Annotated in this window: 15 protein-coding genes and 5 pseudogenes; 12 read left to right on the top strand and 8 right to left on the bottom strand. The window is 59.2% G+C overall.

The features are described from left to right. Positions 1 to 20: 20 nt before the first annotated feature. From ACE10X_RS06150 to ACE10X_RS06125, 6 genes and pseudogenes are all read left to right on the top strand, one after another. Positions 21 to 389: a response regulator gene (locus ACE10X_RS06150; protein ID WP_080583457.1), complete on the top strand. Its 369-nt coding sequence runs from the start codon at positions 21 to 23 to the stop codon at positions 387 to 389. Positions 390 to 602: 213 nt separating this feature from the next. Further along, positions 603 to 1,001 (top strand): low affinity iron permease family protein, encoded by a 399-nt coding sequence (locus ACE10X_RS06145; RefSeq protein ID WP_038386611.1) that lies wholly within the window; start codon positions 603 to 605, stop codon positions 999 to 1,001. A gap of 175 nt (positions 1,002 to 1,176) precedes the next feature. After that, positions 1,177 to 1,839: pseudogene (locus ACE10X_RS06140) on the top strand (alpha/beta fold hydrolase). Further along, positions 1,836 to 2,108: pseudogene (locus ACE10X_RS06135) on the top strand (PAS domain-containing sensor histidine kinase); the annotation flags it as partial. The pseudogenes ACE10X_RS06140 and ACE10X_RS06135, both read left to right, overlap by 4 nt. Further along, positions 2,101 to 2,460 carry a CsbD family protein gene (locus tag ACE10X_RS06130; RefSeq protein ID WP_244435904.1) on the top strand — a complete coding sequence of 120 codons (360 nt, stop codon included), beginning with the start codon at positions 2,101 to 2,103 and terminating at the stop codon, positions 2,458 to 2,460. The pseudogene ACE10X_RS06135 and the gene ACE10X_RS06130, both read left to right, overlap by 8 nt. Before the next feature lie 64 nt (positions 2,461 to 2,524). Then, a complete protein-coding gene (locus tag ACE10X_RS06125; protein WP_375764086.1) occupies positions 2,525 to 2,716 on the top strand; it encodes a hypothetical protein in 192 nt (63 codons plus the stop codon). A gap of 787 nt (positions 2,717 to 3,503) precedes the next feature. Here the strand turns inward: ACE10X_RS06125 and ACE10X_RS06120 are convergent. The 3 genes and pseudogenes from ACE10X_RS06120 to ACE10X_RS06110 form a co-directional block, all read right to left on the bottom strand. Continuing rightward, positions 3,504 to 4,646 carry an AI-2E family transporter gene (locus ACE10X_RS06120; RefSeq protein WP_051003139.1) on the bottom strand — a complete coding sequence of 381 codons (1,143 nt, stop codon included), beginning with the start codon at positions 4,644 to 4,646 and terminating at the stop codon, positions 3,504 to 3,506. A 130-nt stretch (positions 4,647 to 4,776) separates the two neighbouring features. Beyond that, complete coding sequence (locus ACE10X_RS06115; protein ID WP_038386614.1) at positions 4,777 to 6,051, bottom strand: DUF892 family protein; 1,275 nt, start codon at positions 6,049 to 6,051, stop codon at positions 4,777 to 4,779. A 60-nt stretch (positions 6,052 to 6,111) separates the two neighbouring features. Beyond that, a pseudogene (locus ACE10X_RS06110) lies at positions 6,112 to 7,150 on the bottom strand (alpha/beta fold hydrolase). Positions 7,151 to 7,523: 373 nt separating this feature from the next. On the opposite strand from ACE10X_RS06110, the gene ACE10X_RS06105 reads away from it, so the two are divergent. The 4 genes and pseudogenes from ACE10X_RS06105 to ACE10X_RS06090 all read left to right on the top strand — a co-directional run bounded on the left by ACE10X_RS06105 (position 7,524) and on the right by ACE10X_RS06090 (position 10,107). Then, positions 7,524 to 7,688, top strand: coding sequence for a hypothetical protein (locus ACE10X_RS06105; RefSeq protein ID WP_162832432.1), 165 nt, complete (start codon positions 7,524 to 7,526; stop codon positions 7,686 to 7,688). A 420-nt stretch (positions 7,689 to 8,108) separates the two neighbouring features. Further along, positions 8,109 to 9,530 carry a sensor histidine kinase gene (locus tag ACE10X_RS06100; RefSeq protein WP_253592907.1) on the top strand — a complete coding sequence of 474 codons (1,422 nt, stop codon included), beginning with the start codon at positions 8,109 to 8,111 and terminating at the stop codon, positions 9,528 to 9,530. A gap of 130 nt (positions 9,531 to 9,660) precedes the next feature. Next, a pseudogene (locus tag ACE10X_RS06095) lies at positions 9,661 to 9,881 on the top strand (MFS transporter); the annotation flags it as partial. A 46-nt stretch (positions 9,882 to 9,927) separates the two neighbouring features. Next, positions 9,928 to 10,107 (top strand): DUF3606 domain-containing protein, encoded by a 180-nt coding sequence (locus tag ACE10X_RS06090; protein ID WP_038386618.1) that lies wholly within the window; start codon positions 9,928 to 9,930, stop codon positions 10,105 to 10,107. 337 nt (positions 10,108 to 10,444) lie between these two features. Here ACE10X_RS06090 and ACE10X_RS06085 read toward each other — a convergent pair whose 3' ends face one another. Further along, positions 10,445 to 10,651 (bottom strand): hypothetical protein, encoded by a 207-nt coding sequence (locus tag ACE10X_RS06085; RefSeq protein ID WP_080583458.1) that lies wholly within the window; start codon positions 10,649 to 10,651, stop codon positions 10,445 to 10,447. A 144-nt stretch (positions 10,652 to 10,795) separates the two neighbouring features. Beyond that, positions 10,796 to 10,969, bottom strand: a complete 174-nt coding sequence (locus tag ACE10X_RS06080) for a hypothetical protein (RefSeq protein WP_157788056.1) — start codon at positions 10,967 to 10,969, stop codon at positions 10,796 to 10,798. Between the two features lie 1,277 nt (positions 10,970 to 12,246). Between ACE10X_RS06080 and ACE10X_RS06075 the strand changes: the two genes are divergently transcribed. Beyond that, positions 12,247 to 12,687, top strand: a complete 441-nt coding sequence (locus tag ACE10X_RS06075; RefSeq protein WP_193375470.1) for a hypothetical protein — start codon at positions 12,247 to 12,249, stop codon at positions 12,685 to 12,687. 2,230 nt (positions 12,688 to 14,917) lie between these two features. Here ACE10X_RS06075 and istB read toward each other — a convergent pair. Both istB and istA read right to left on the bottom strand, forming a co-directional pair. After that, a complete protein-coding gene (istB, locus tag ACE10X_RS06070) occupies positions 14,918 to 15,661 on the bottom strand; it encodes an IS21-like element helper ATPase IstB (protein WP_253592911.1) in 744 nt (247 codons plus the stop codon). Between the two features lie 10 nt (positions 15,662 to 15,671). Next, positions 15,672 to 17,177 (bottom strand): annotated as a pseudogene (istA, locus tag ACE10X_RS06065) (IS21 family transposase). 1,803 nt (positions 17,178 to 18,980) lie between these two features. On the opposite strand from istA, the gene ACE10X_RS06060 reads away from it, so the two are divergent. Then, positions 18,981 to 19,220 carry a hypothetical protein gene (locus ACE10X_RS06060; RefSeq protein WP_051003419.1) on the top strand — a complete coding sequence of 80 codons (240 nt, stop codon included), beginning with the start codon at positions 18,981 to 18,983 and terminating at the stop codon, positions 19,218 to 19,220. 2,396 nt (positions 19,221 to 21,616) lie between these two features. Here ACE10X_RS06060 and ACE10X_RS06055 read toward each other — a convergent pair. After that, a complete protein-coding gene (locus ACE10X_RS06055) occupies positions 21,617 to 22,027 on the bottom strand; it encodes a transposase (RefSeq protein ID WP_038388897.1) in 411 nt (136 codons plus the stop codon). Positions 22,028 to 22,687 lie beyond the last annotated feature (660 nt).

The raw sequence follows: 22,687 nt of genomic DNA, 5'->3' as shown, positions 1-22,687 counted from the left end.
AAAGTATTGAGGAGCGGCCGGTGCGAATACTTCTCGTCGAGGATGATCCACTTGTCCGCGAATTGGTGGTGGAAGCTCTGCGCGAGGAAGGTTATGAGGTAATTCACGCTGCCAACGGGGAACAAGCGCTGGCGTGGTGCAAGAGGCGGATTGCGGACGTTCTGGTCACCGACATCAGGCTGCCTGGTGGAGTCGACGGATGGCAGATCGCCGAACGCTGTCGGGAGCATGATCCCGAGCTCCAGGTGATCTACGCGACGGGCTTTTCGCCGGTCGAGGCCCGTCCGGTGCCCGGCAGTCTCACCTTGCACAAGCCTTACCAACCCAACCGCATCGTCGAAGCCGTCAGACAAATGGAAGAGAACGGCGACCCTCCTCGGACTAGATGATGGCACTCCTTGCGGTCAGGTTGTCGCCAATAACTGATTTGCCGGCACCTGCAACCGAGTTTGTTCCAGTCGAGCGTTCAGAACGATGTCGGAACCAATATTCGCGATCCGCGATTGAAACCGTGCAGCTCCCCGGGGCGAGGGTGACGCCGAGGGAGCCGAGGCTGAGGGGCGAGGCGAAATAGCCGTCCTCATCGCCAAGGAAATCCGTCAATGCGCGCAGACCTGCCCATAGGCTCTACATCCGCGAATGCTCAGCCGAACGGCAATTGGTTCGCTCGGCTGGCAGTTGCCACCTCGCGCATTTCCGGCCGACCGACGACGTTTCTACTGGCAGTTGCCGTCGTACTCGTGTGGGCAATCACCGGCCCCTTATTCGGCTTCAGCGATACATGGCAGCTCGTCATCAACACGGGTACGACAATCGTGACGTTCCTGATGGTCGTTCTGATCCAGGCGACGCAGAACCGCGACACGCTGGCCCTGCAGTTGAAACTCGACGAGCTGATCCTGGCGACCAAGGCCGCAAGCAACCACATCGCCGGCATCGAGGAGGCGTCGGATGAAGAAATCAAGAAAGCGAAAGTCGAGGTGCTCGAGCGCGCCGGCTAATCCTGATCGGAGCTCGCACGGCCGGACATCCCCATTGTGCATTCAGGCCTCGCAGACCGGGCCTCGGCCCAGCAATAACGGAAGGACTGCACGATAATGTGTGATTCAGGTAGTCCTGACGGCAGGCGTAATCGAACGAAATAACGTTCACGTTCGTGGCGCGGGCCACCGGGCGATGGTCTTCGCACACGGCTTCGGGTGCGACCAGAACATGTGGTGCTTCGTGGCTCCCGCGTTCGAAAAGGACTTCATGACCGTTGTGTTCGACCACGTCGGCGGCGGCGGCTCCGATCTGTCGGCCTAGGACAGGGCCAAATATTCGACCCTGTCCGGCTACGCCGACGACGTGGTCGCCGCGCGACAAGCCCCCGGCATGTTCGGCAAGCTCGTGCTCATCGGCCCGTCAGCCCGCTACATCGACGACGAAGGATACGTCGGTGGGTTCAGTGCCAAACAGATCGAGGAATTGCTCCAGTTTCTCGAATCCAACCACATGGGCTGGTCGACGCAGATGTCGCCGATGATCATGGGCAATCCCGACCGGCCGGAGCTGGGTCAGGAGCTAACGAATAGCTTCTGCCGCACGGATCCCGAGATCGCCAAAGCCTTCGCCCGTGTGACCTTCACCTCCGACAATCGCAAGGACCTCGCGGATGTCACCGTTCCTACCCTTGTCCTGCAGTGCAGCGAGGACATCATCGCCGCCCAGGAGGTTGGCGAGTTCGTCACCCGCAATATTCCAGACAGCCGGCTGATCGTTCTGGACGCGACCGGGCATTGTCCAAACTTCAGCGCGCCGGAAGAGGTCATCGCGGCGATGCGAGCCTTCGTCTCGTGAGCGCCTCCGGTCCAGACTTCGCGGACATGGTCAACAACGCACCGTGCGGGTACGCCACCCTGCACCCGAACGGCCGCATCGAGCATATCAACCTGACCTTGCTGGCCTGGAGCGGGCACCCGGCAGACCAGATGGTCGGCAAGCGTTTCAGCGATTTCCTGACCATACCGGGCCGCATCTACTACGAAACCCACAACGCGCCGTTGCTCCGGATGCAGGGATTCTTCAACGAATTCGCTATCGACCTGGTCACCGCTGCCGGTGAGCCGCGCAGCGAAGGATTTCGCCGGTCAGGTCGAAAGCACTGCCGGCGGTATCGCCGATGACGCAACGAGCCAGGCAGCGGGCCGGATCCGCCAAGCGACCAGCGCGGCGCAGAATCTCTACGGCCAGGCCAAGGACGCGGCGCGCGACGCTTCCGACGCCGCCGTCAGCTACGCCAAGGACGCTTACGAGAACAGCGGCGATACCTTCCGTGACGGCTCGCAGGCCATCGCGAAGAAGGTGCAGGAAAGCCCGCTCAGCGCGATGCTGATCGCTGGCGGCATCGGCTTTGCGCTGGCCCTATTGATGAGCCGCCAGCCGCGCCGCATGCCGGCGCGAACGCGCTACTACGGTTAGGGTGACCATCTCGAGACAGTTTTCGCGTTGACCGAATGCTGTTCTTTGCCTTGGAGATATGATCATGACTGAGGACAGCCCCTTGGCCCCTTACGCCTACGAAGGCCTGGATCCCGTCCCGGAGCCGAAATTCACCATTGCGGAAGTTTCGGAAGCTGTGAAGGGGACGATCAATCGCGTCAGCAGCGCGATCGAGGCCGGCCGCAAGCCCGGGATGCCGTTGAGCATGCGAGCAATATCGCGCGCGCACTATTGATTGCGCTCTTGTTGGGAGTTGCTGTCGCGCGTCGCCGATGAGCATTTGGCGACGATCGGAATTGTTTAGAATTGTGGAGTGCGGCAGGTTCGTGCTGCCTGGGGAACTGACAACCAACGAGGGATTTCATGGCCAGAGACGAACATAACAAGGCTGTCGAACATCACGAAAACGCTGCCAAGGAACATCGCTCCGCCGCCGAACATCATGGCAAGGGCGACCACGCTAAGGGCCGGGAGCACTCCGGGAGTGCCAAATAACACTCGCAGACCGCGAACCGGCATGGCACCCAGCCATCAAGCCGAAGAACAGAAGGTTTGCGCGGCCGTTTGACATTTCAGGCTTCTGACTGACAACGCCGTGCAAGCGCGCACGTTGCCTGACCTCGTGAGCTGGCGAAATCGACCCTGAACTTCGCAATTTATGCGTTGTACAACTCTTCTTCCGTCGCGCCTCTTCCGCGCGAAGCGGAACTTAGTTCATGACGGGCAGTTCCCTCTGAAGTCATGACAACCAAGGAGACTTCTTATTGAATTGATCCTCGTCATCATCGTTCTGGTGTTGTTGTTTGGCGGCGGCGGTTATTGGGGGCGTCGGCGAGGTCATTGGTAGGAGGCGCCCATCGCGCGCCAGATGGGCGACTTCGGCCAAATTCCGCTTCGCGACTACGCGTGCGTGTTGGCGAGTTCTCCACGCCGATCTCGGCCAGCCGCGCTTCCGTGACCAGGCCCGCGCCCCACATCAGCTCGACGGTCAGCCCCTCCCGCGGAAGTAGTTCGCACCGCCATTATCCTTCGAGGACGTGCCCCAGAGCTTTCAGCGGGCGCACCCGATCGCTGACGATCTTCAGGATGGCCAGCATTGGAACGGCCAAGATCGCGCCAGGCACGCCCCACATCCAGAACCAGAACACCAGCGACAGAATGACCAGCACCGGGTTGAGGGTGAAGCGTCGGGCAAGCAACATGGGTGTCAGGGTTTCGCCTTCGGCAAGATGGATGCAGAAGTAGAGGGCCGGCGGCAGCAAGGCCCACCACAAGCTGTCGAAGCTCAACATTCCGGCCAGCAGGAAGATGATGGTTCCGAACAGCGGCCCCAGAATTGGAACGTAGTTGAGCAGGAAGGCCGCGGCTCCCCACAGCAAGGGGTCTCCAAGCCCACAGAAATACATTGCAACCGCCGTGGCAATTCCCACCACAGCGTTCATGGTGGTGATTGTGAGCAGATAGGCGGATATGTCCGCTTCGATCTGCTGGGAGATCTCCACCGCTTGCCTTTTGTCGCCGAAGTTCGGCAGGACCTCGACGATGCGTCGCAGAAAAATGTCTCCTGCGACTAAGAGAAAATAGAGCACCAGAACGGTCGTAAACAGGCCGTCGATGACAGCCCGCGTTCCAGCGAAGAGCGCGCCGGTAAGGCCGAGATCGCTGCGGACCGAAACGGTGGCTGCTTTCTTCTCGGGAGCGTCGGCGACGTGCTCGGCCTGTTGGATAACCTTTTGCAGCGCTTCGATCGGGCGCTTCAGGACGACCAAGTGAGTTTCGAGGCGAGGCAGGCCCTCGGGCAATTTCTCCGCCCACGTCGCAGCAGGTAGTGACAAGGCTGCCACAAAACCCACAAGCGCTCCCACGACCAGCAGGATTGCCAAGAGTGCTCCGACGGCACGGGGTAGACCGATACGCTCGAGGAGACGCACAGCGGGTTGCAGAATGAGCTGCAATACGAAGGCGAGCACTACCGGCAATATGATCGAGCTTGCCACGTATACGGCCGCCAAGACGGCCAGTGTTAACAGACTACCGAGAAAGAACGTCTGCGGACCGGACGGCAGCGGCATCTCGATATTGTCGACCGGCTGCGTTGGCAAGGCACCCGGTTCCGGTGCGCCGGCGTCCTGCCTCGGCGACGAGGGGGACTCCTGCGGCAACATTGAAAGCGAAACCACGGCGTTTTCTCCATCCCCGACGTGAGTCCGCCCCTGGGCCCGAACCCGATCAGTCAGCTTCAAACGGGTCGGAAGGCGATTTCACTGCCGCAGCCTCTAGTCCGACAAGCAATGGCTATTCCGCTTCGCTGGACTGTTCGATCGCGGCGGGCATTTTCGCAACGGACATCAGCGAACGTGCCACTTGATTAAGAAGCTGGTCGGCATTTTCTTCTTCAGCCAACGATTTCGACAACAGAGCGACGATGGCGGTGTGGCGAAGCTGCTGCGCGAGGTTTCGGGCCGTCGTATATCCGGAAATTTCGTAGTGCTCCACGCGCTGAGCAGCTCCGATAAGCGCCAGGTCAGCCGCCGCGGGTTGTTTCTTTTCCACCTCGTCCATGACTTCCTGGCCTTCCTCGACGAGCCCCATCATTCCACGGCAGGGTTTTGCCCGAGCCGTTTGGCCCAAGAGTTTCAAGCATTCGTTCAATCTCTCGACCTGACCTTCCGTCTCAGCGAGATGCAGCTCGAATAGCTCGCGAAGCTGATCGAACCGCGCCGCTTCAGCCATCTTGGGGAGCGCCTTTGTGAGTTGCTTTTCGGCATGCAGGAGGTCGCGGAGTTCGTTCACCAATAAATCGTCGAGACCTTCCGGGCTCTCGAGAGGTGAACTCTCGGCAACAATCGAAGGAGCAGAATCCCCCACCTGCAAGGCAGGCGAGTCGGTGAAGACCCAATCGGCGCCTTCATTCCAGGGTCCACGTGTATCGATTTCCCCGTGATCGCCGGTGCCGGTTGAATCGTTGAAGAACTGATTGACAAGGCCTGGTGTAGGCGCGATGCGCCCGATGCTGAACTGGGGCTTTCCCATGCTTTCAAGCGCCAGGGCGAACGCTTTCATGTGCGTGATCTCGCGCGTCATCAGGAACTGCAGCGCGTCTTTTGTCCCTGCATCGTCGCAGAAATTGAGGAGCCGTTCGTAGACGATCTTGGCCCGTGCTTCAGCGGCGATGTTGCTGCGCAAATCGACATCCAGCTCGCCGGTAATCTTGAGATAGTCGGCCGTCCATGCGTTACCCTGCGAGTTGAACAGATTGACGCCACCGCCCCCGGCAATGGCAATAAGCGGGTCTGCTTCCGCTGCTTGCCGATCGAATTTTGCCGGTTTCAAATGCATCCGGGCCAACGTTCCCACGACCTCAAGATGACTGAGCTCCTCGGTACCGATGTCCATCAGGAGATCCTTGCGGTCTGGATCTTCGCAGTTGAGGCCCTGGATCGAATACTGCATGGCGGCAGCAAGTTCACCGTTGGCACCTCCGAACTGCTCAAGCAGCATATTGCCAAAGCGCGGGTCCGGCTCGTCGACACGGACAGTGAACATGAGCTTCTTGACATGATGATACATTGACGACCTCAATTCGAAAATGGCGAACGTGAGAGCAACCAGTGCTCTGCAGGAACGTTCCTAAGCCTCGGCAGACCTTTGTGCGGCATCTCCGCTAATGCAGGTCTCGGCTGCGGCTTCGTCGATCGCCGCCATCAAATCAGGAGTGGCAGACTGTTGGATCATATGCCCCGCTCCGGCGATGCGATGCAATTTGCTCTGCTTGACTTCATCGTGCAGCCTGACCGATTGCTCATTGATATCGATCAGACGGTCGTCCTCGCCTGCAATTATGATGGTAGGCATGTCGAGTTCGCTATAGGTCTTCGAGGAAGCAGACGCAGCGGGAATCATCAACGCCGACTCCACCGCGCTGGCCCGGATCTGTGATGGCCGGAAGGCCATTTCCTTCGGAAAGCCGGCGAATTTCTCGGGAACAGATCGCGGGCCGAACACCTTGCGCAACATGACAGGCCACATCAAGCGGCCTGAGGATCGGTGAGATGGTGTAGCTGATGATATCCCCGAGCCCCGGTAGCGCAGGTACCGATGAGGCCGCCACGTCAGCGCGGGCAGTCGGGAAATAGTATCCCGATGCCAGCACCAAAGCTTCGACGAACGACGGATGTCTTATCGCCAGCGCCACGGCGACCGATGCCCCCCATGAATGTCCAAGCACAATCGCCCGCTGAACGCTCAGCCGATCAAGTGCCTTCTTGAACAGATCCGCTTGTGCTTCCGGGGTCCAAACGACGTTCCGAGGCCGCAAGCTATGTCCAAATCCCGGGCGGTCGAACACGATTACCCTGTAATTCACGGCCGCCAGATCAATTAGACCGCTCGACTCGAAATCCTGGATCATGCTGCCATTGCCGTGAAAGAGAATCAGCGGCCGGCCATTGCCCCGTTCCACATAGTGCAAACGGACGCCGTTGATGTTGACGAACCGCCCCTGCGGCGGATTATCGCGTAGCGCCTTCTTGGCAAGCTTCCGGTTTACAAGCGCGGTCGCCGCCACGAGGGTAGCTGCACCAGCAACGGTAGTGATTGCAGGATATCGCCTGAAGGCGACCAGACAGTCGGACAGAAACGAGGGGGAGCGTATTTGCGGAAAAGCCATGTGCAGTACCTCAGGTGGTCTGCACGATGCCTCAGTCAAATGAGAAATGTTGCAGCTCATCCTAAACGGGGGCAACTGAGCTTTCGTTCCAACCGCAATTTGCGACGGCATTACTGACATGGTGTCGCCAAGCGCGGCCGCCGCAATTACTACGAGGTTCTCATGCGTTTGTATTTATTCGCCATCACAGCCGCTATCGCTCTTCTCACGGGATCTGGCATCTTTTCGTCCTAGCCAGTTCAAGATTATCCCTACTGAGTTGCATGGCGCTGCTCCATACCAAATCAAGACAGGCCACTGAAACGGAGTGTTGGAACCTAACGACTTGGGTCCCGTTCAACATTGTTACCCTTCCAAAGGAGTGACGAGTCTGATGGCGAACAACAAAAACCCAAATGACAAGCAGCCCAGCGAGAATCCGGAAGGTAAGTACCATTTCAATCCCGGAAATATGGCCGGGAAAAAGCCCGCGGATGCCGAGCAGAGTGAGGAAAACCGTGGCGCGCCGCATGAGCACAAAGAAAAGCCCGCCGGTTAGGACTGTCAATGAGGCCGCCAACTGGCGGCCTTACTTTCGTCGTGGCGGCGGGTGCCTATAGGAACAGCTGGTGCAGGTGCTGTGGGAGAGCGCCATCCAGAAATAAAAGGCTATAATCAATGTTTGGGTCGGGTTGCGGCGAGTTGATGCCGATTGAAGGAAGAGAGAGCCCTTGACACTTTTCGATCTCAAGCAGTCGCACTCACTTGCAGCGTATGATGCGCTTGATTGGAATTGCGATCGTGCGGAAGTCTCGGCAGACTTCTTAATACACACAATAGACCCCAGCGTTGGATTAATCGGTGCGACTCGCCAGTCCCAAAGGTGAGCAATTTTGCTCAGACTCAAACTGACGACCGTTCTAGGCTGGTTGGCCTCTGCCGTGGGGAGATCAGCGGTTTGCCGAGTTGAGGTTACAGCGTGTCTACGATTACGCGTTTCCCAGGGGCTTCGCGCCCTCAGAACACCAGCCAAGAAGATTTCGAGCGTGAGGTCGCCGCGCGCTTTGGCCTTGTTCCGAATTTTTTCCGATCTGCACCGGATGCACCTTTGGTCATTCGCGAATTGTGGCTGTTCGCGAAGTCAGCCTATCTGGACAACCCCATCCCGACGCTGTTCAAGGAACGGCTCTTTGTCTATCTCTCCCGCTTTTGCGAAGTTCGTTACTGCATCACGCGACACTGCGGCTTCCTCTTGGGACTCGGTCGGTCTGCCGGCGATCCAGATGCACCGGTGATGACGGTTCCACAGGTGGTTCGTCTGCTCCAGCGCCCCATCCCTTCTGACGAACACATAGGGGCGGCGCTTGCCCGCTTGGAAGCCGTGGCAGAACCGATCAATTGGCCTTCACCCGAGACCGCCTACGATGAGGACCTGCTCACTTCGGCCACTCTGCTCTTCCTTCAGCCCGCGCGCGCCAACCGGGCAAAGCGGGCACTGCGCATTGCCCTTGGCGGCGAAAAATTCGAGTTGCTGGTCGCGTTTCTGACGTTTATCCGGTCAGCTCACTATTGGACATTGATGCATCCGGAGTTGGCCCTTGAAGACGACCTAAATGAGCTGCTGCGCGAGCATGAGCAACTCGCCCAGTTGCTTTTGGAAGATTCTGAAGCTGGTCGCTGTGAGATGGGAACACGGCTATTTGAGGAGCTGGCATCACTACGCGAACTCAACGAACGAAAAACGCTTGAAGACGCAATGCGTGCCCTTGAAGAAAGCGGACGGCAAAAAGACTTGCTGATCAAGGAGGTTGATCACCGCATCAAGAACAGCTTGCAGATTGTGTCGAGCCTACTGCATATGCACGCCACAACGGCAGGGGTCGCTGCAGGTCAATTCCACGATGCAGCCGCGCGCGTTGCGGCCATAGCAGCCGTTCATCGACAACTTCACATGTCTGACGACGTCGGAACGGTCGCGCTTGACCAGTATCTCGTCGAACTTTGCCGGGAAATCACAGCGGCATCGAGCAGCGCCGATCAAGCCTGGACGATCGCAGTCGACGCCGACCCGCTCGTCATCCGCACTGATCTTGCGGTGCCGCTTGGCCTTATCGTCAACGAACTGGTCACGAACGCCATTCAGCATTCGCAACCTTCGAGCAGAGGCGGGCGCGTGCAGATTGCGCTCAAAACGGCGCCGGACCGTTTTTCAATTAGTGTCTCCGATGAGGGCAACGGAACTCCGCTGCACGCCGACACGCAACCGTCTGGAATCGGCGCACGAATGATCGACGCGTTCGCTCGCCAAATCGACGCCACGATCACAAACGGGCGCAGTTCGGCCGGTTATAGCGTTAGAGTAACCGTCCCTCGTTGCGCCGATCGGGCGCTCAGAACGTAGGCGTTGCCAGTCTTTGTTGGCTCGCAGCGCTGCCCGGATTTTCGAACACGGGCGTCTAATTGCTGTGCGGGAAGGTTGCGCCATGCAAGACGTGGAGAAACGTGTCATTGGCAAGGTTATGTAGCGCCTTATTCCGCTCCTGATCCTCTGCTATTTCGTGGCTTATCTCGGGTCAATGTCGGCTTTGCCAAGCTGCACATGAACCAGACGCTCGGTTTAAGCGACGCAGCCTTTGGACTGAGCGCCGGCTTGTTCTTCGTCGGATATTTCCTGTTTGAAGTGCCCTCCAACATCTTTCTGGAAAAACTCGGCGTGCGCCTTTGGATCGTCCGGATCATAATTACGTGGGGATCGTCTCGGCGGCTTACGAGGTAAACGCAGAGAGAGGAGTGAAAAGATGGCTGACGACAAAACCAAAAAAAATTATCGCGACCGCACCCGCATCAACATCAACGAGGACTACGAAAAGGAATATTGGAAGAAGCGCTTCAATGTTTCGGGGCAAGCGCTCGCAGGCGCTGTTCGTGCCGTCGGAGTATCCGTAAAGAAGGTCGAAAAATATCTAAAGGAAAGATAGCAAGCGTTGCGCCATACTGCCGCTGCAGCGCCTGCCGGATAAGCGCAATGGTCTTATTGCTGGCGTCGCCCTGGAGACGACGGTGCTGCGCGTGTGTACCCAGCTAGGCGTATGGTGGCAGTTCCACTAGCGTCCCAATCAATCGCAAGAGGGCTTGATGCTCCGGGCCCTTCATATCCGCCCGCAAGAACTCGCCGAGTTCAATGTGCGAGAGCCTCCCCCCGGATGGCGCATTCGGCTGGTGGATGATGAAAGCGTTTCCGCTGGTTGGTTCCCGCCCCAGAAACCAAGCATCACCGTTGGGACTGCGATAAAGCTCGCGACGTTCCGACATTGATCAAGATACTCCTTTGTCCGAGGTATTCGCGATTTGAGCGCCTTCGCGAGCTAAACGTTCCGCCTTCAAGCGCTTTCGATTTGCATGGAAGGCATTCTGGGCACTGCTGTACTCTGACATTACAGCGGCGGCGCCGGCTTCTTTGAAAGCCTTTTGAGCTGCGCGTTGCACTGCCGTCGATTTTTTCCAATCCTGTGTGAGCGTCATGGCTCTCTCCAGTCGTATGTGGAAGTTTCGTTCCGCCGAGTTTGGCTAGGACATGCGGCAGAGATAGAGCTGACCACTCGTGAAGCAAAAGGTTCCAAGGGCTGTGTATAATGCAGTCGGACCAGGCCGTTCGTTCGGCTCTTCCTATTGCGCTTTTCGTCGGTCTTTTTCATCCCGTATGGCGATAGCGCTTCGTTGTTTATCCAAAAGGTAATTCAGCGTGGCTGAAATCGCGCCATCGCTCTTAGCCGCCATGCGCTTACGGAAGTTGGCTATCTTCTTGAAGCCAACGAGCACGTGGGAACGATAGCTAGTCATGTGGGCGCTCGCAGTCCCGGGGAAGTCAGCCACCTATTAAGTTCAGAGGCTGCATCCATCTGACGTGCTTTCCGTAGAAGCTCGGCGCGATGAACGCTGACGGGCATGCCTTCCGCTTGTGGGCTCAAACTGGCCGTTTTTTGGGTTAGACGATATTCGAGTGTCATGTTTGCTTGAAACGACGTCGCGTTTCCATGGCAGTGCTCCTGTCCAGTTGGGCGGGAGCGCAAATTCTCTCGGTCACCGATAGATGCCAGAGGCGGGGCGATGATAGCCATCACATAGATACTCAATCACGATCAAAACAGGCCCAACAGGAAAAACGTTCGTGTGCTGCGGCTGATTGAGGCAGCCAGAACCAGCCCACCGCCAACCGAGCTTTACCGCCGCAAGCGCCCGGCTCGCGGCTCTAGCTGGGCTAAGCCAGCCCCCTTCATCCTTCACCGCCGCCACAACGCGCGCAGGCAGTTCAGCATTGTGCTGCGCCGAGTTGATGGCAATCCGGCTCATCCAGCCCTGGGGAGGCGTCCCAGAGAGCTGTGGGCAAACCGGCAGTCCTGACTTGCGTCACCGCTTAGTCCGCTTGAGCATTCGTGCCGGGGCCCATCCTTGGAATACGACATGATCACCAAAGAAGTACTGTCGGAGCTGGTTTGGTCAAAACCTTTGGCCCAGGTTGCGCAGGAGTTAGGTGTCTCTCGTGGCTCCGTGACTAGCATGTGCAACACTCACGGCATCGCACAGACCCAAGCAAAGCTATTGGGCGAGGCCCCGGGGCGGAAAAAATCCGCCGACGCAGACTAAACTCCGGGTCCCGCACGCTCATACTCTGATCCGAGGTGCCAAAGAGCACCTCGAACACTGCAGGCCGCTCAATAACGACGGCATAATGGGGTTGTTCAAGAGCAGCTACTTAAAACCCGACAAAAAGCTCCTGGTCGATATAACGACCTCGAAGGACAGTCTCGATAAGGCGCTCAGATTTGCCAACGATCTCTTCTGCGGTATCGAATCTGCTGGTCATCGCGTGACGCTAGCTCCCCGTGGAGAGCACCTGACGCGAGGCACAATTGATGAGGCTCGCGGGAAGCGGCCCCGAAGTTATTTCGACAATCTTTGGTCAAGCGCCGCGCACAGCAGTCTATTAAAGACAGCCAAGAGCACCTTGGACACATCATTCAGCAGTGGGCAAACGTAGAGCGCTTCATCGCTGGGGTGGAGCAGCGCGTTTCCTGGCGGCCCCAGAACATACGTCACACAAAACACTCGATGGCACGATGACCGAGGTGGCCTTCCAGGCCTCGCGCGATCAGCGCGACTGGATCGCGCGCAAGCAGGCGATGTGGGACCGCAGCGAAAAACTGCCTTCTCAACAGCCGCCGTCGCTGATGCGCTGTCCCTGTGGCGCGACTTTTGATAGCCACCGGCCCCGAAAGCCAGATTCACACCCCCCACATCTACGCCGCGCAAAGGCGCGATGGAATTCGACGATGAAAATGAAGGAGGAGGCCGTGGGGCGGACCCGGAGAAAGCCGCGCGCCGGATCATGGAGCACGCCCGCGCCTTTGGAGTCGATCCAGGACGGCCGGATCTACATCGAGAAGATCAACTATCCGATGATCGACCACGACAAGGCGACGCCGGCCGAATATTGGGGCGGCCTGCAATTCGCGAAGGATCAGGGGTGGCTCGATACCACGAAAGCGGGACCTTCGTGAGGATACTGCCGGCTGGAAGCGACTTTTCGCGTGATATTGTAGGCGAACTGAGCGGAAGCTTTGCAGGCCAGAGCTCATGCCTACCTTGGATGAACAGATAACACTTGCCAAAAAGCACGTTGAGGATGGGCGCCGCGTTGTGGCGAACCGGCGCGAGCGAATTGCGGCTAGACTTACAATGAGGCAGAGGCTCGGGAGCTGCTCGATCAATTTGAGCGGGCGCTGGCATTATTCGAGAGCGACCTAAAGCGGCTCTTGGATCAGCGGGATTCAAACCGAAACGAATAAAGAAACGGCCCCCAGTGAGGGGACTGACCGGGGCCGAGTTTACACTTGGCGTCACAGCGTGGTTAGCACAGACCACGCGGGACGTGCGACAACTGCGGGCGCGCCGCGGCCGTTCCTATGGCGGCTACCTCTTCGGGGTCTTAAACTTTTTAACCCTTCGTGCAGACTTACTCTAGCCAGGATTTTGCAGATCCTTCTGGGGCTAGAGCCGACGCCGTCCGCATGCATTTTAAGCGGGCGGCGTTCGACATTCTGAGGCTTCGTAACCAGCAAAGAAGCCCCGACGGGGACTAGCGCGTCAGGGCTTCTTTCAGGATGCGATCCTCGCCCCGACCGCATCCCCAACGCGCGATCCAGCTGAGAGCGTCCTGAAGTCTACCGGGGAACGTTAGCAATACAGACCGCTCTCCCGGATTACCTCGACTTGACAAGTGTCTAAAATCTCAGCTGACCGTGTCCGAATTAGGACGGCACCGGTCGGTAAGTGTTGGCCTGTTTCGGTGTTCTCCGTGGGTGAACGGAGTTCCGTATTCCGGTGAACAAACCCGTTAGCACCTGCGCTCAAAAAAAGCCCCCGGCGCGCGGCCGGGGGTGATGGGAGTTTTTCGTATGCGTCAATCAAAAATCGCGGCGTGACCCGATGATCCAGGCTTGGCAGACGTCTTCGGAAACTGCCACTTTTTCCCGGCACTTGACGCCGCCATTGAAGGGAGTTTGAATTTATTGCTCGGCTCTCTCCAGGCCGAGAACCCCTACCGCACAAGGCGAAGCCCCGGAGAAGCGCCACACCGGGGCCATGCAGATTCGGAAATCCGGCCCTGGATACCTGTCTTCCGGGCGTGCCGATAAACCGAAAGCGGCGGCCCATCAGATGTTCTGGCCCCATCAGGTTGCATGAGGCGCCATTCGTTCTCCGGCTCACCGCCGTATTATTTCCGCCGCTGTGTGTGCACTTCTAGACAGAGCCAAGGGCGTTAATGGCGTTTAATATCTTCATCACCGCCCGACCCATGGCACCTATCGGTGATGAGATCGCTGTCACCGCGCTCCCGCCTTCCTCGAATGGAAAAGACGCCCGATGATCATCAAGCGTCGCCGTTTCAAGCAAACTCAATCGTTAGAAGAGCGTCTTGCTGACGAGGCGATACGCCTCCGTCAGCTAGCTGGCGTTCTCGCACCCGGCCCCGAGCGGGCATCCCTCTTGAAGAAAGCCCGACAAGCCGAGACCGGCTCGCATATAAGCGAGTGGCTGCGATCCTCCGAGCTTCAGCCACCGAGGTGACCCGGAATCGCCCGAGCAAGCAATTGAAACACTAGCGACGCCGCAAATCACCGGACCTGGCTGGGTTGTTTGCCGCCCCAAAGAATCGGCCTCAGCGAGGGCTAAATGAAAAGGGGCCGTGTCGCGAGACGGCCCCTCTACCGGACATCTGAAAATTGCTTCGGGATGAAATCTAGCCCCGGCAAAGACAAAATTAGCGCCAAATGCCGCAGACGTGGATTCCGTAAAATTCCGGGGTCACGAACGCGCCTCCGCGCGGGAGCCCAAAAGAAAACGCCCCAGCACCTCTGGGGGCCTAGAGGCCGGCGCTGGGGCCAGTTGTCCCTATGATGAATCGGGGCGTGACCCGCAGTTTCCAAAGCTAACACCAGTGTCAGAAATTGCTACGCCTTCCCGATGCGATTGGGTGTCTTAGTTGCGGATTCCGACGAAGTCGCCCGGGTGTACCGGGGATTCCGAGACGATGTCGCCCACCTTTCCGATTTGATCTCGCCCGGGGGCGAGGCGTTCTGGCCGGTGGATTCTCTGGCATTGGGCGAGCCGCGTGGTCAACCTGGAATCGCGGCTTGAACCTCCTGTTTTCTGCTGCTGTTGCTGTGGGCATGTGGGCAACGCCTTGGCGTTGTCCAAGCGCAGCGGCATGTCCACAGCGTCACGGGCTCAAGCCTTTCGGGCGGATTGCCGGGTTCGGCGCAGGCTCTCGCCGGTGAGGTCGAGCCGATGGGCGTTGTGGACGAGGCGATCGAGCACGGCGTCGGCATAGGTGGGATCTCCAATGAGCACATGCCACTGGTCCACGGGGAGCTGGCTGGTGACGATGGTGGAACGATGACCGTAGCGATCTTCGAGGATTTCCAGGAGGTCGTGACGGGCACCGGCGTCGAGCGGCTCGAGCCCCCAGTCATCGAGGATCAGCAGATCGACACGGCCGAGCCCGCGCAATAGGCGCGGATGGCGGCCATCGCCGCGCGCGAGAGCGAGGTCATCGAACAGCCGCGGAACACGTTGATAGAGCACGGAGCGATTGTCCCAGCAGGCCTTGTGGCCGAGCGCCGAGGCGAGCCAGCTCTTGCCGACGCCGGCCGGGCCGCAGATCAGCAGGTTGGCATGGTCGTCGATCCAGCGGCCTTCGACAAGCTTGGCGAACAGCGGGCGGTCGAGGCCGCGCGGGGTGCGGTAGTCGATGTCCTCGACGCACGCTTGCTGGCGTAGCTTCGCGTAGCGCAGGCGGGTGGCGAGCCGCTTGTCGTGGCGCAGCGAGGCTTCACGTTCGAGCAGCAGCGCGAGCCATTCGGTGTGGCCGAGGCTTGCGGCCTCGCCGGTTGCTTCGATGTCGGCGAAGGCCTTGGCCATGCCGTGGAGGCCGAGGGCGTTGAGGCGGTCGAGGGTCGGATGAGTGAGCAAGGATGGTCTCCTAATTGTAGTAGCGCGGTCCGCGGATGTTGGCATGCAGGATCGGCGCATCGTCCGCGGAGCGCTGATGAGCGGGACGACTTGACCGAGCCGTAGGTGCGCGCGCCAATGTCGATCGCCCGCGCAGCCGCGGCGTCCAGCCGTTCGCGCCCATAGGATGCGGCGAGCCTGAGGATGCCGAGGCAGGCGCGGAAGCCTTGCTCGGGGTGCGAGCGCTCGTCGAGAATGAGGTCGCACAACGCGCTGGTCGCCGGCCCGATCGCGGCAGCGTCCTGGCGGATACGCGCGATGGTCCAGCCGGCGTAGCGCCGATGGCTGGACGCCATGTGCTCCGGCACGGTGGTGTGTTTGTGATTGCCGCTCATGCGCTGATGCGCGGCGATCCGCTCGCCCTTGTGGAAGATCTCTACGGTGCGAGCGGTGAGCCGGATCTCGACTTCGGCGCGCACAAAGCGATGCGGGACGCTGTAGTAATGCTTCTCCACCTCGACGTGGTAATCGAGGCTGACGCGGCGGATCCGCCACTCCGCGAGCACATACGGCTCACGGGCAAGGGCTTGAGCGCCGGCCGGTCGATCTCCTCGAGGAGCCTGCGGCGCGTCACGCCGAGCCGCCGGATCGACCGCTCCTCGTTCAGCCTCGTAAGCAGCTCGCCAATCGCCGCGTTGACCTCGGCAAGGCTGTAGAAGGTGCGATGGCGCAGGCGGCCGAGGAGCCAGCGCTCCACAACGAGGACGGCTTGCTCGACCTTGGCCTTGTCGCGCGGCTTGCGCGGACGCGCCGGCAATATGGCAGTGCCGTAATGCGCCGCCATTTCCGCATAGGTGCGATTGATCTGCGGGTCGTAGAGGCACGCCTTGATGACCGCGACCTTGGTATTGTCAGGCACCAGCAGCGCCGGCACGCCGCCGATCGCCGCGAAGGCGCCGACATGGGCACTGATCCAGTCGGTGAGCCCCTGCGTCCACGTCGCCTGCGCATAGGTGAAGCTCGAGGCGCCGAGCACGGCGACGAAGATCTGCGCCATTCTCTGCTCACCGGTGAGGCGATCGACCACGACCGGCACGCCGTCGCCGGCATAGTCGACGAACAGCTTGTCGCCGGCCGCATGCGCTTGGCGCATCGTCACCGACAGGCGGCCCTCCCAGGCGCGGTAAAGTTCGCAGAAGCGCGAGTATCGGTATCCGCCGGGCTCGGCACCAATGTACTCCTCCCACAGGATCGACAGCGTCACGTGCTTGCGCTTGAGCTCGCGGTGCACCGCCGCCCAGTCGGGCTCGACGACGCGACGGTGCCCATGCCGGCTGCCGTGGCCGGTCTTGGCGAACAGGCGGGCTTCCAGGCCCGCGTCCGTGAGCTCGTCGGGCAACGGCCAGGCCAGGCCTGTAGCCTCGAACCGCCGGATCGTCAGCCGCACCGTCGAGGGGGCCGCGCCCACCCGTCGCGCAATCTCGCGGCTCGGCAGCCCGGCCGCCTTCATCCTGATCACATCGCGCACACGGCGCATCGCAAGCCTCTCCGTCGGCATCCAGGGTCCCCCTTCGCAAAGCCGAAAGGGTTGACCCTATGGGAGCCAGAAGAGGCCTCGTCACCCGGGCGACATCATCCCGGAATGGTGGGCGACATCAAATCGGAATGGTGGGCGAGATCATCTCGGAATGCTGGGCGACATCGAGCGGAATCCGCATCTTAGTTTGTCGCAGCAAGTTTCCTAACGCGTAATAAGAAAGGGGCGGCCCCAGCGGTGAAGCTGGGGCCAGTGTGTAGCTAGGCGTCTCGTGCCGGTAGCGGTGCGGCACAGGGCGACCAATGTTCCTGCACGCGCTTCGTTCCTGTTCAAAAGAAGGCCCCAGCATCCGGATCATGCTGGGGCCAAGCTGGATCGCCGAACCGCTGTCCACCGAGTAGCAGCGATCGTCGGAATAGGGCCGAAAAAACACGGAATGAAAATTACTTGCCCGTTGTTCGGATCATCCCAAACGACGCGTCGGTCCGAAAATAACCCGTGTGAATCCTGCCAGGAAAAACTTCCGCTTATTTAGCATAGGTCTATTCCTGCAGCGGGACGATTTCCCGTAGCTTCCCGGTGCAGGGACTGGATTAAAGCTTGCTAAATCGCAACCATGCCGAGCACTTTCGTTCACAGAGGTGTCACGTTCAAAGTGACACGGCAATACGACGATCAATTTGAAATCGCCATTGAGATGGACGGAGAAACAATGCGCGGCACCGCTCGAACCAGGCTGCGCGCTCCTGCGGACTGAGCACTAACGGCGCGATCGGCCGGCCTTTCGCACCTGCATTCCCCACAAGCGCTCTCCTCTACAAAGATTCGAGCTATCAACTAATGTGACGAACTTGCGTTCCAGATGACTAGCGGGCCACGTCACGTCGGCATGTAATTATTTCAGGCATTGCGCCATTTGGGGCTCAGCACGCTCGCCCGCTTTTCAATTTCACCTGTGTCGTTGCCCAATGGTCCACGCTCGCAAGCCAGCCGATATCATTGCCGAGGAGCTGCGGGATCACAACGACCCAAACAGCGCGGCCGAGGGCCGACGCTCAACCCGCTTCCGACTGGTGCCGACCTTCTTGACGGCCTTTCAGGCGCTAGAGCAAAGCGATTGGCGCTTGGTGTTTGAATCCGTAATGACGGCTTTCGACGTTGTACGGCACGACACTCGAGTATTTGCCTAAGTTGATCTCTTACGTTTCGCCGAAGAAGTTGAACTGACCAGCCGACAGGGATGGCCGGGCCTGTCCCCGCCCATCTCCCAACTGCTTTTTTTCCTTCGCCCCACCCTCATAACCCATGCACATGACCGACGCTGAAACAGCGATTGATGAAGGTGACCGAGGCAATCGTCCGCGAGCTAGACCGTCAGGGCGTCGCTGATACGCTTGTTAAAGCTCAGGCTCGATGCGCTTGAGAGAGCAAGGGTAGCAATTCGAGCGGCGGACGGGGATGTGGTGCCGTTTCGAAGGCCATAGACCTGAGACTCGCGCGCTGTGTTCTGATAGCCTGCGCAGATGGCAAACAACGAAAATAACGATCCTGCGCTCAACTTCACTAACGACTTGGAGGATATCCAAGTTCATGCCTCCGGAGTGCTGGCAATCGACGATGATTCAGAGACTGGCATATTCACGTGACCCCGGTCGGGCACTACGACTTTCTGATCAATCAAAAAACTGCCAATGAGATGGTGCAAAAACTTCGCGAATTCATCCGCGGAGACAGCACTCAATCTACAAGATGAGTGAGCCGGTGTCCCCCTTCTCCGCCCCATCGTCATGGCCGGTGCCCGCCATGGCTGAGTCCAAGATCACCCTGGGAGAAATGCGCCAGCCCGGCGCCCGCGGCCTCCTCGTCTTTTGCTCCGACCATCGCTGCAGCCATTCCGTCGAGCTGCCGCCGGACAAGGTCGATCAGTGGCCGGATCGCGCGCGCCTGTCCGACCTCGAGCCCCACTTCACCTGCATGGCTTGCGGCAGGCGCGGCGCCGATGTACGGCCTCACTTCCCGCAGGCCAGGATGGGAACGCGCTAAAGATCTGTGACGGGTCCGTTCAATCGTGACGATCCGCGGTGAAGCCTGGGCCAAAAAACAGCAATGAGCGCCAGCAGGGTCAGCACCATCCAGGCGCACACAGCCATAGTGCCCCAATCATATCGGGCGCGCATGTTTGGATGCTGGCCTCTGTGAAGCCCGGTCGCAGGATTGCACCGTCCAACTGTGGCACGGTCCTATAAAGATCGCCGAATATCACCCGAAGAACTAGCGAATGGCGATTAGGCGGCTAGGCGGATCTCAAGAGGACGCGGAAGGACGGTTCGGCCGATCTGAGGAACGCTGACTGAGCTTGATTGTTAAAGAGGCATTATGGCGCCTCCCGTCACCGTTCATTTCACCTGCCTTGGCTGCGGCATCGTCTATTCAGCGATCCAGGAACGAAGCGCAACCCATACCAATATTTCCGGGACCTTCGATTGCCGGCAATGCGGAAAGCTTGTTCATCACTGGGCTGGGCTCTACGACTATAACGAATGGAGAATCGCGTCCCTGCCCCGTCCAAGCCAACCTAAGATAAGAAATGAAATTCGTCGGTGACGGCCCCTACTCCGACCCCGAGAAAGCTCCCGCAGGATCATGGAGCACGCTCGAGCTTTCGAACCGATTCAGGATGGCAGAATCTACATCGAGAAGATCAACTATCCGATGATTTTCCAGGATAAGGCGACGCCTGCGGAATATTGGGCAGGCGTGCAGTACGCCAAAGATCAGGGCTGGTTCGAGTATCACGAGAGCGGGACGTTCGTGAGAATGACCGCAGTCCGGGAAAGACCTATTCGAATAGTCGTCAAGGCTTAGAACATAACATCAAGTATCAGCACTGCGGCGGCAATGCCCAGGAATACGGCGATGAGAGTCCAATCGCGGTGTTCTTCCGTCACGGTCGACCTGGAAAGGACGGCCCCAGGGCCGGGGGGAGCACTGGGGCCGTAAGTAATCCCACTCCATCGTAGCGGAGAATTAAACTTCGTGGACTGCTGCTTGTTCCCGGAAAGAAACGGGCCCAGCTATGAAAGCTGAGGCCAATGTGTAGCTGGGCGTCTCAGCGCCGGTAGCGGTGCGACACCGAACACGGCGATCAACGCCACTGCACGCGCTTGGTTGCTGTTCAAAAGAAGGCCCAGCATCCGGATCATGCTGGGGCCAATCTGGATCGCCGAACCGCTGTCCACCGAGTGGCAGCGATCGCCGTTACTAGGGCCGAAAAAATACGAAATGAAATTCACCTGCCCCGTCGTTTGGATCATCCCAAACGACGTGCGGTCCCGAAAATAACTCATGTGATTCCTGACGAGACAATTTGCCGCTTTTTCCCGTCCCCTGACCAGATTGCCGAAGAGAGTTTTATTTCAAGTCTCGGCTCTATCCAAGCTGAGAACCCCTACCGTGCAAGGCAAGGCCCCGTGCACCCACCACCGGGGCATCCGCTGCGGATTCGTAAGACCGGCCCGGAGGTGCTGTCCTAGTTAGGGCACTCCTTGCGTGGAACTAGGACACTGTTGCACGCGCGCTATTGCACGAGGATCAGTGGGTAACGCAGTATCGAGGCTGCCGACACCTCCAAGAGATAAATCGGCGGATCAAGTGACCGGCCCCAGCACCGGCCAACCGGGCCCCCAAAGGTGCTGGGGCCGTTTCTTTTGCAATTTCGGAGCGCGTATTGCCTGCGAAGTCGTGGTCACCAGAGGATGAGGAGCGATTGTTACGATTGGTTCGAGAGACAAGTTTAACGCAGCGGGAGATCGCCCAAAGGCTAGGACGAACTGAGGCTGCGGTGAGCGCGCGACTAACGATCATCAGGAGGCGAGCTAAGGACGGGGATTAGATCCACTCAGCGGCGCAGTGAGACGGCCTCAGCGTTCGTTCCAACGCGCTGGGGCCGTTTCTATTAGGAAGGTGGGCGGGGCGATCAAGTTTGCCGTATGTGGAAAAACGCCACCCGCTTAATGTGTCGCGGGCAGCGGCTTCCCAGCCCCGGGTGGGTTTGCAAAACCCCGGTGATTCATGAATTGCATACCCGCAACGTGGTGTCTGAGCAAAATTGCTCACTTCCAAAACAGGCCACTCCCAAAAGCGACCACAATCGGTCCCGGATACCTATCTTCCGGGCATGCCGATAACCTGAAATTCCGCCCGAGATGGCCCGCCAGTTCGCCGCCAAAGATGCAGGTGTTCCATGCCGAGTACAGCCGTACGCATGCGGCGAAGGCCCCGGCTAGGCTGTTTTAGGCAGAAGATGATCGCGCTATGCGGCGTGGGTGAGTTCTGAGATCGCCAATTCCAGGGCATAAGTTCGTCAATGCGCTTGGCGGGATGATCCGGTATCGGTGTGGCTGGTCGCAATCCACACCCGCACGTCCAACGCAATGGGATCACCGCGGCCGTCCATCTGCCAGCGCTGCCACGGCGGCCTTCAGTGTCGCCGCGTCGACCGCACCCATGATCCGTATCCGAACTCCGGTCGCAAACTCGATCTCGATCGACCCGCCGCTGCTGGCCGGCGCGACTGGACAAGGCGTTGGACCTGATTCCGCGACCACCATCGCCGGTACGAAGCCAGGCTGATTGGCCGCATCCTTTGGCTCCGGCCGAAACGAGCGTCGCCATCGCAGCAGCAATGAGTGCGAAACGCCATACCGACGCGCTGTTGCCGCGACCTGGCGCGGCGCCTGCAAGCTCTCCAGGACGATCTTGAGCGTCTCATCCTCGGACCAGCGCCGCCGGCGGCCCGTGTCCACCACCTCAAGCTGTTCGACTTGGGCACTGCGCCTATCACTGTCCATAAGGACAGTTCTCAACAACACGCATCATTCGGCAAGGCGGCCTTTGCCGGACGGATACGAGCATTCGAAGATCAAGCTGCATGCGCCTGCCCAGACGAAATGCTGGGCTCACGCGCTCGGTGTCTCGAACTAGGAGCTTCGTATGGTCATCGATAAAGTCGGGAATTCGGCCGCGTCTGTACGCAAGGAGCTGGAGGCGAACGGTGACGAAAGAACAGGAACTCAGCGCTGAGTGCGCACAGGAAGTGCGAAGACAGGCCGCTCTTCTTCCGTCCGGTCCAGTCAGAGACGCGCTGCTGGAGAAGGCTCGCCACTACGAAATTGCCTCAAAGACTGATTTGCATCACAATGCCAAAGAACCGCCCCTGGGATCCTGCTGAAGACAGCATTCTGCTCATCGCGGAAGGCCGTTACGCTGTCGACGTTGCCGTTGAAACGAACCGCAGCGAAGCCGCGATGCGGCTCAGAGCAACGCTTCTTGGTCTAACGTTTGCCACCGCGCCGCGGGTCCTAGGCCAAGGTAACGCGGGTCGCCACAGCCGAACGCTGAGACGACCCGCAAACCGGTTACTTCGACCTGGTCGAACCACCTGAGTTCATTCCAGAGCTGGACCCAGTCGTTTGACCAGGCGCGTATCCCGATGCTCCGGGGCTGCCAGC

The sequence above is a fragment of the Bradyrhizobium sp. Pha-3 genome, assembly GCF_042258325.1.
Classification (GTDB): domain Bacteria; phylum Pseudomonadota; class Alphaproteobacteria; order Rhizobiales; family Xanthobacteraceae; genus Bradyrhizobium; species Bradyrhizobium elkanii.
Note: the sequence above shows the minus strand (reverse complement) of the source record. Positions and strands in the feature narration are given on the sequence as shown.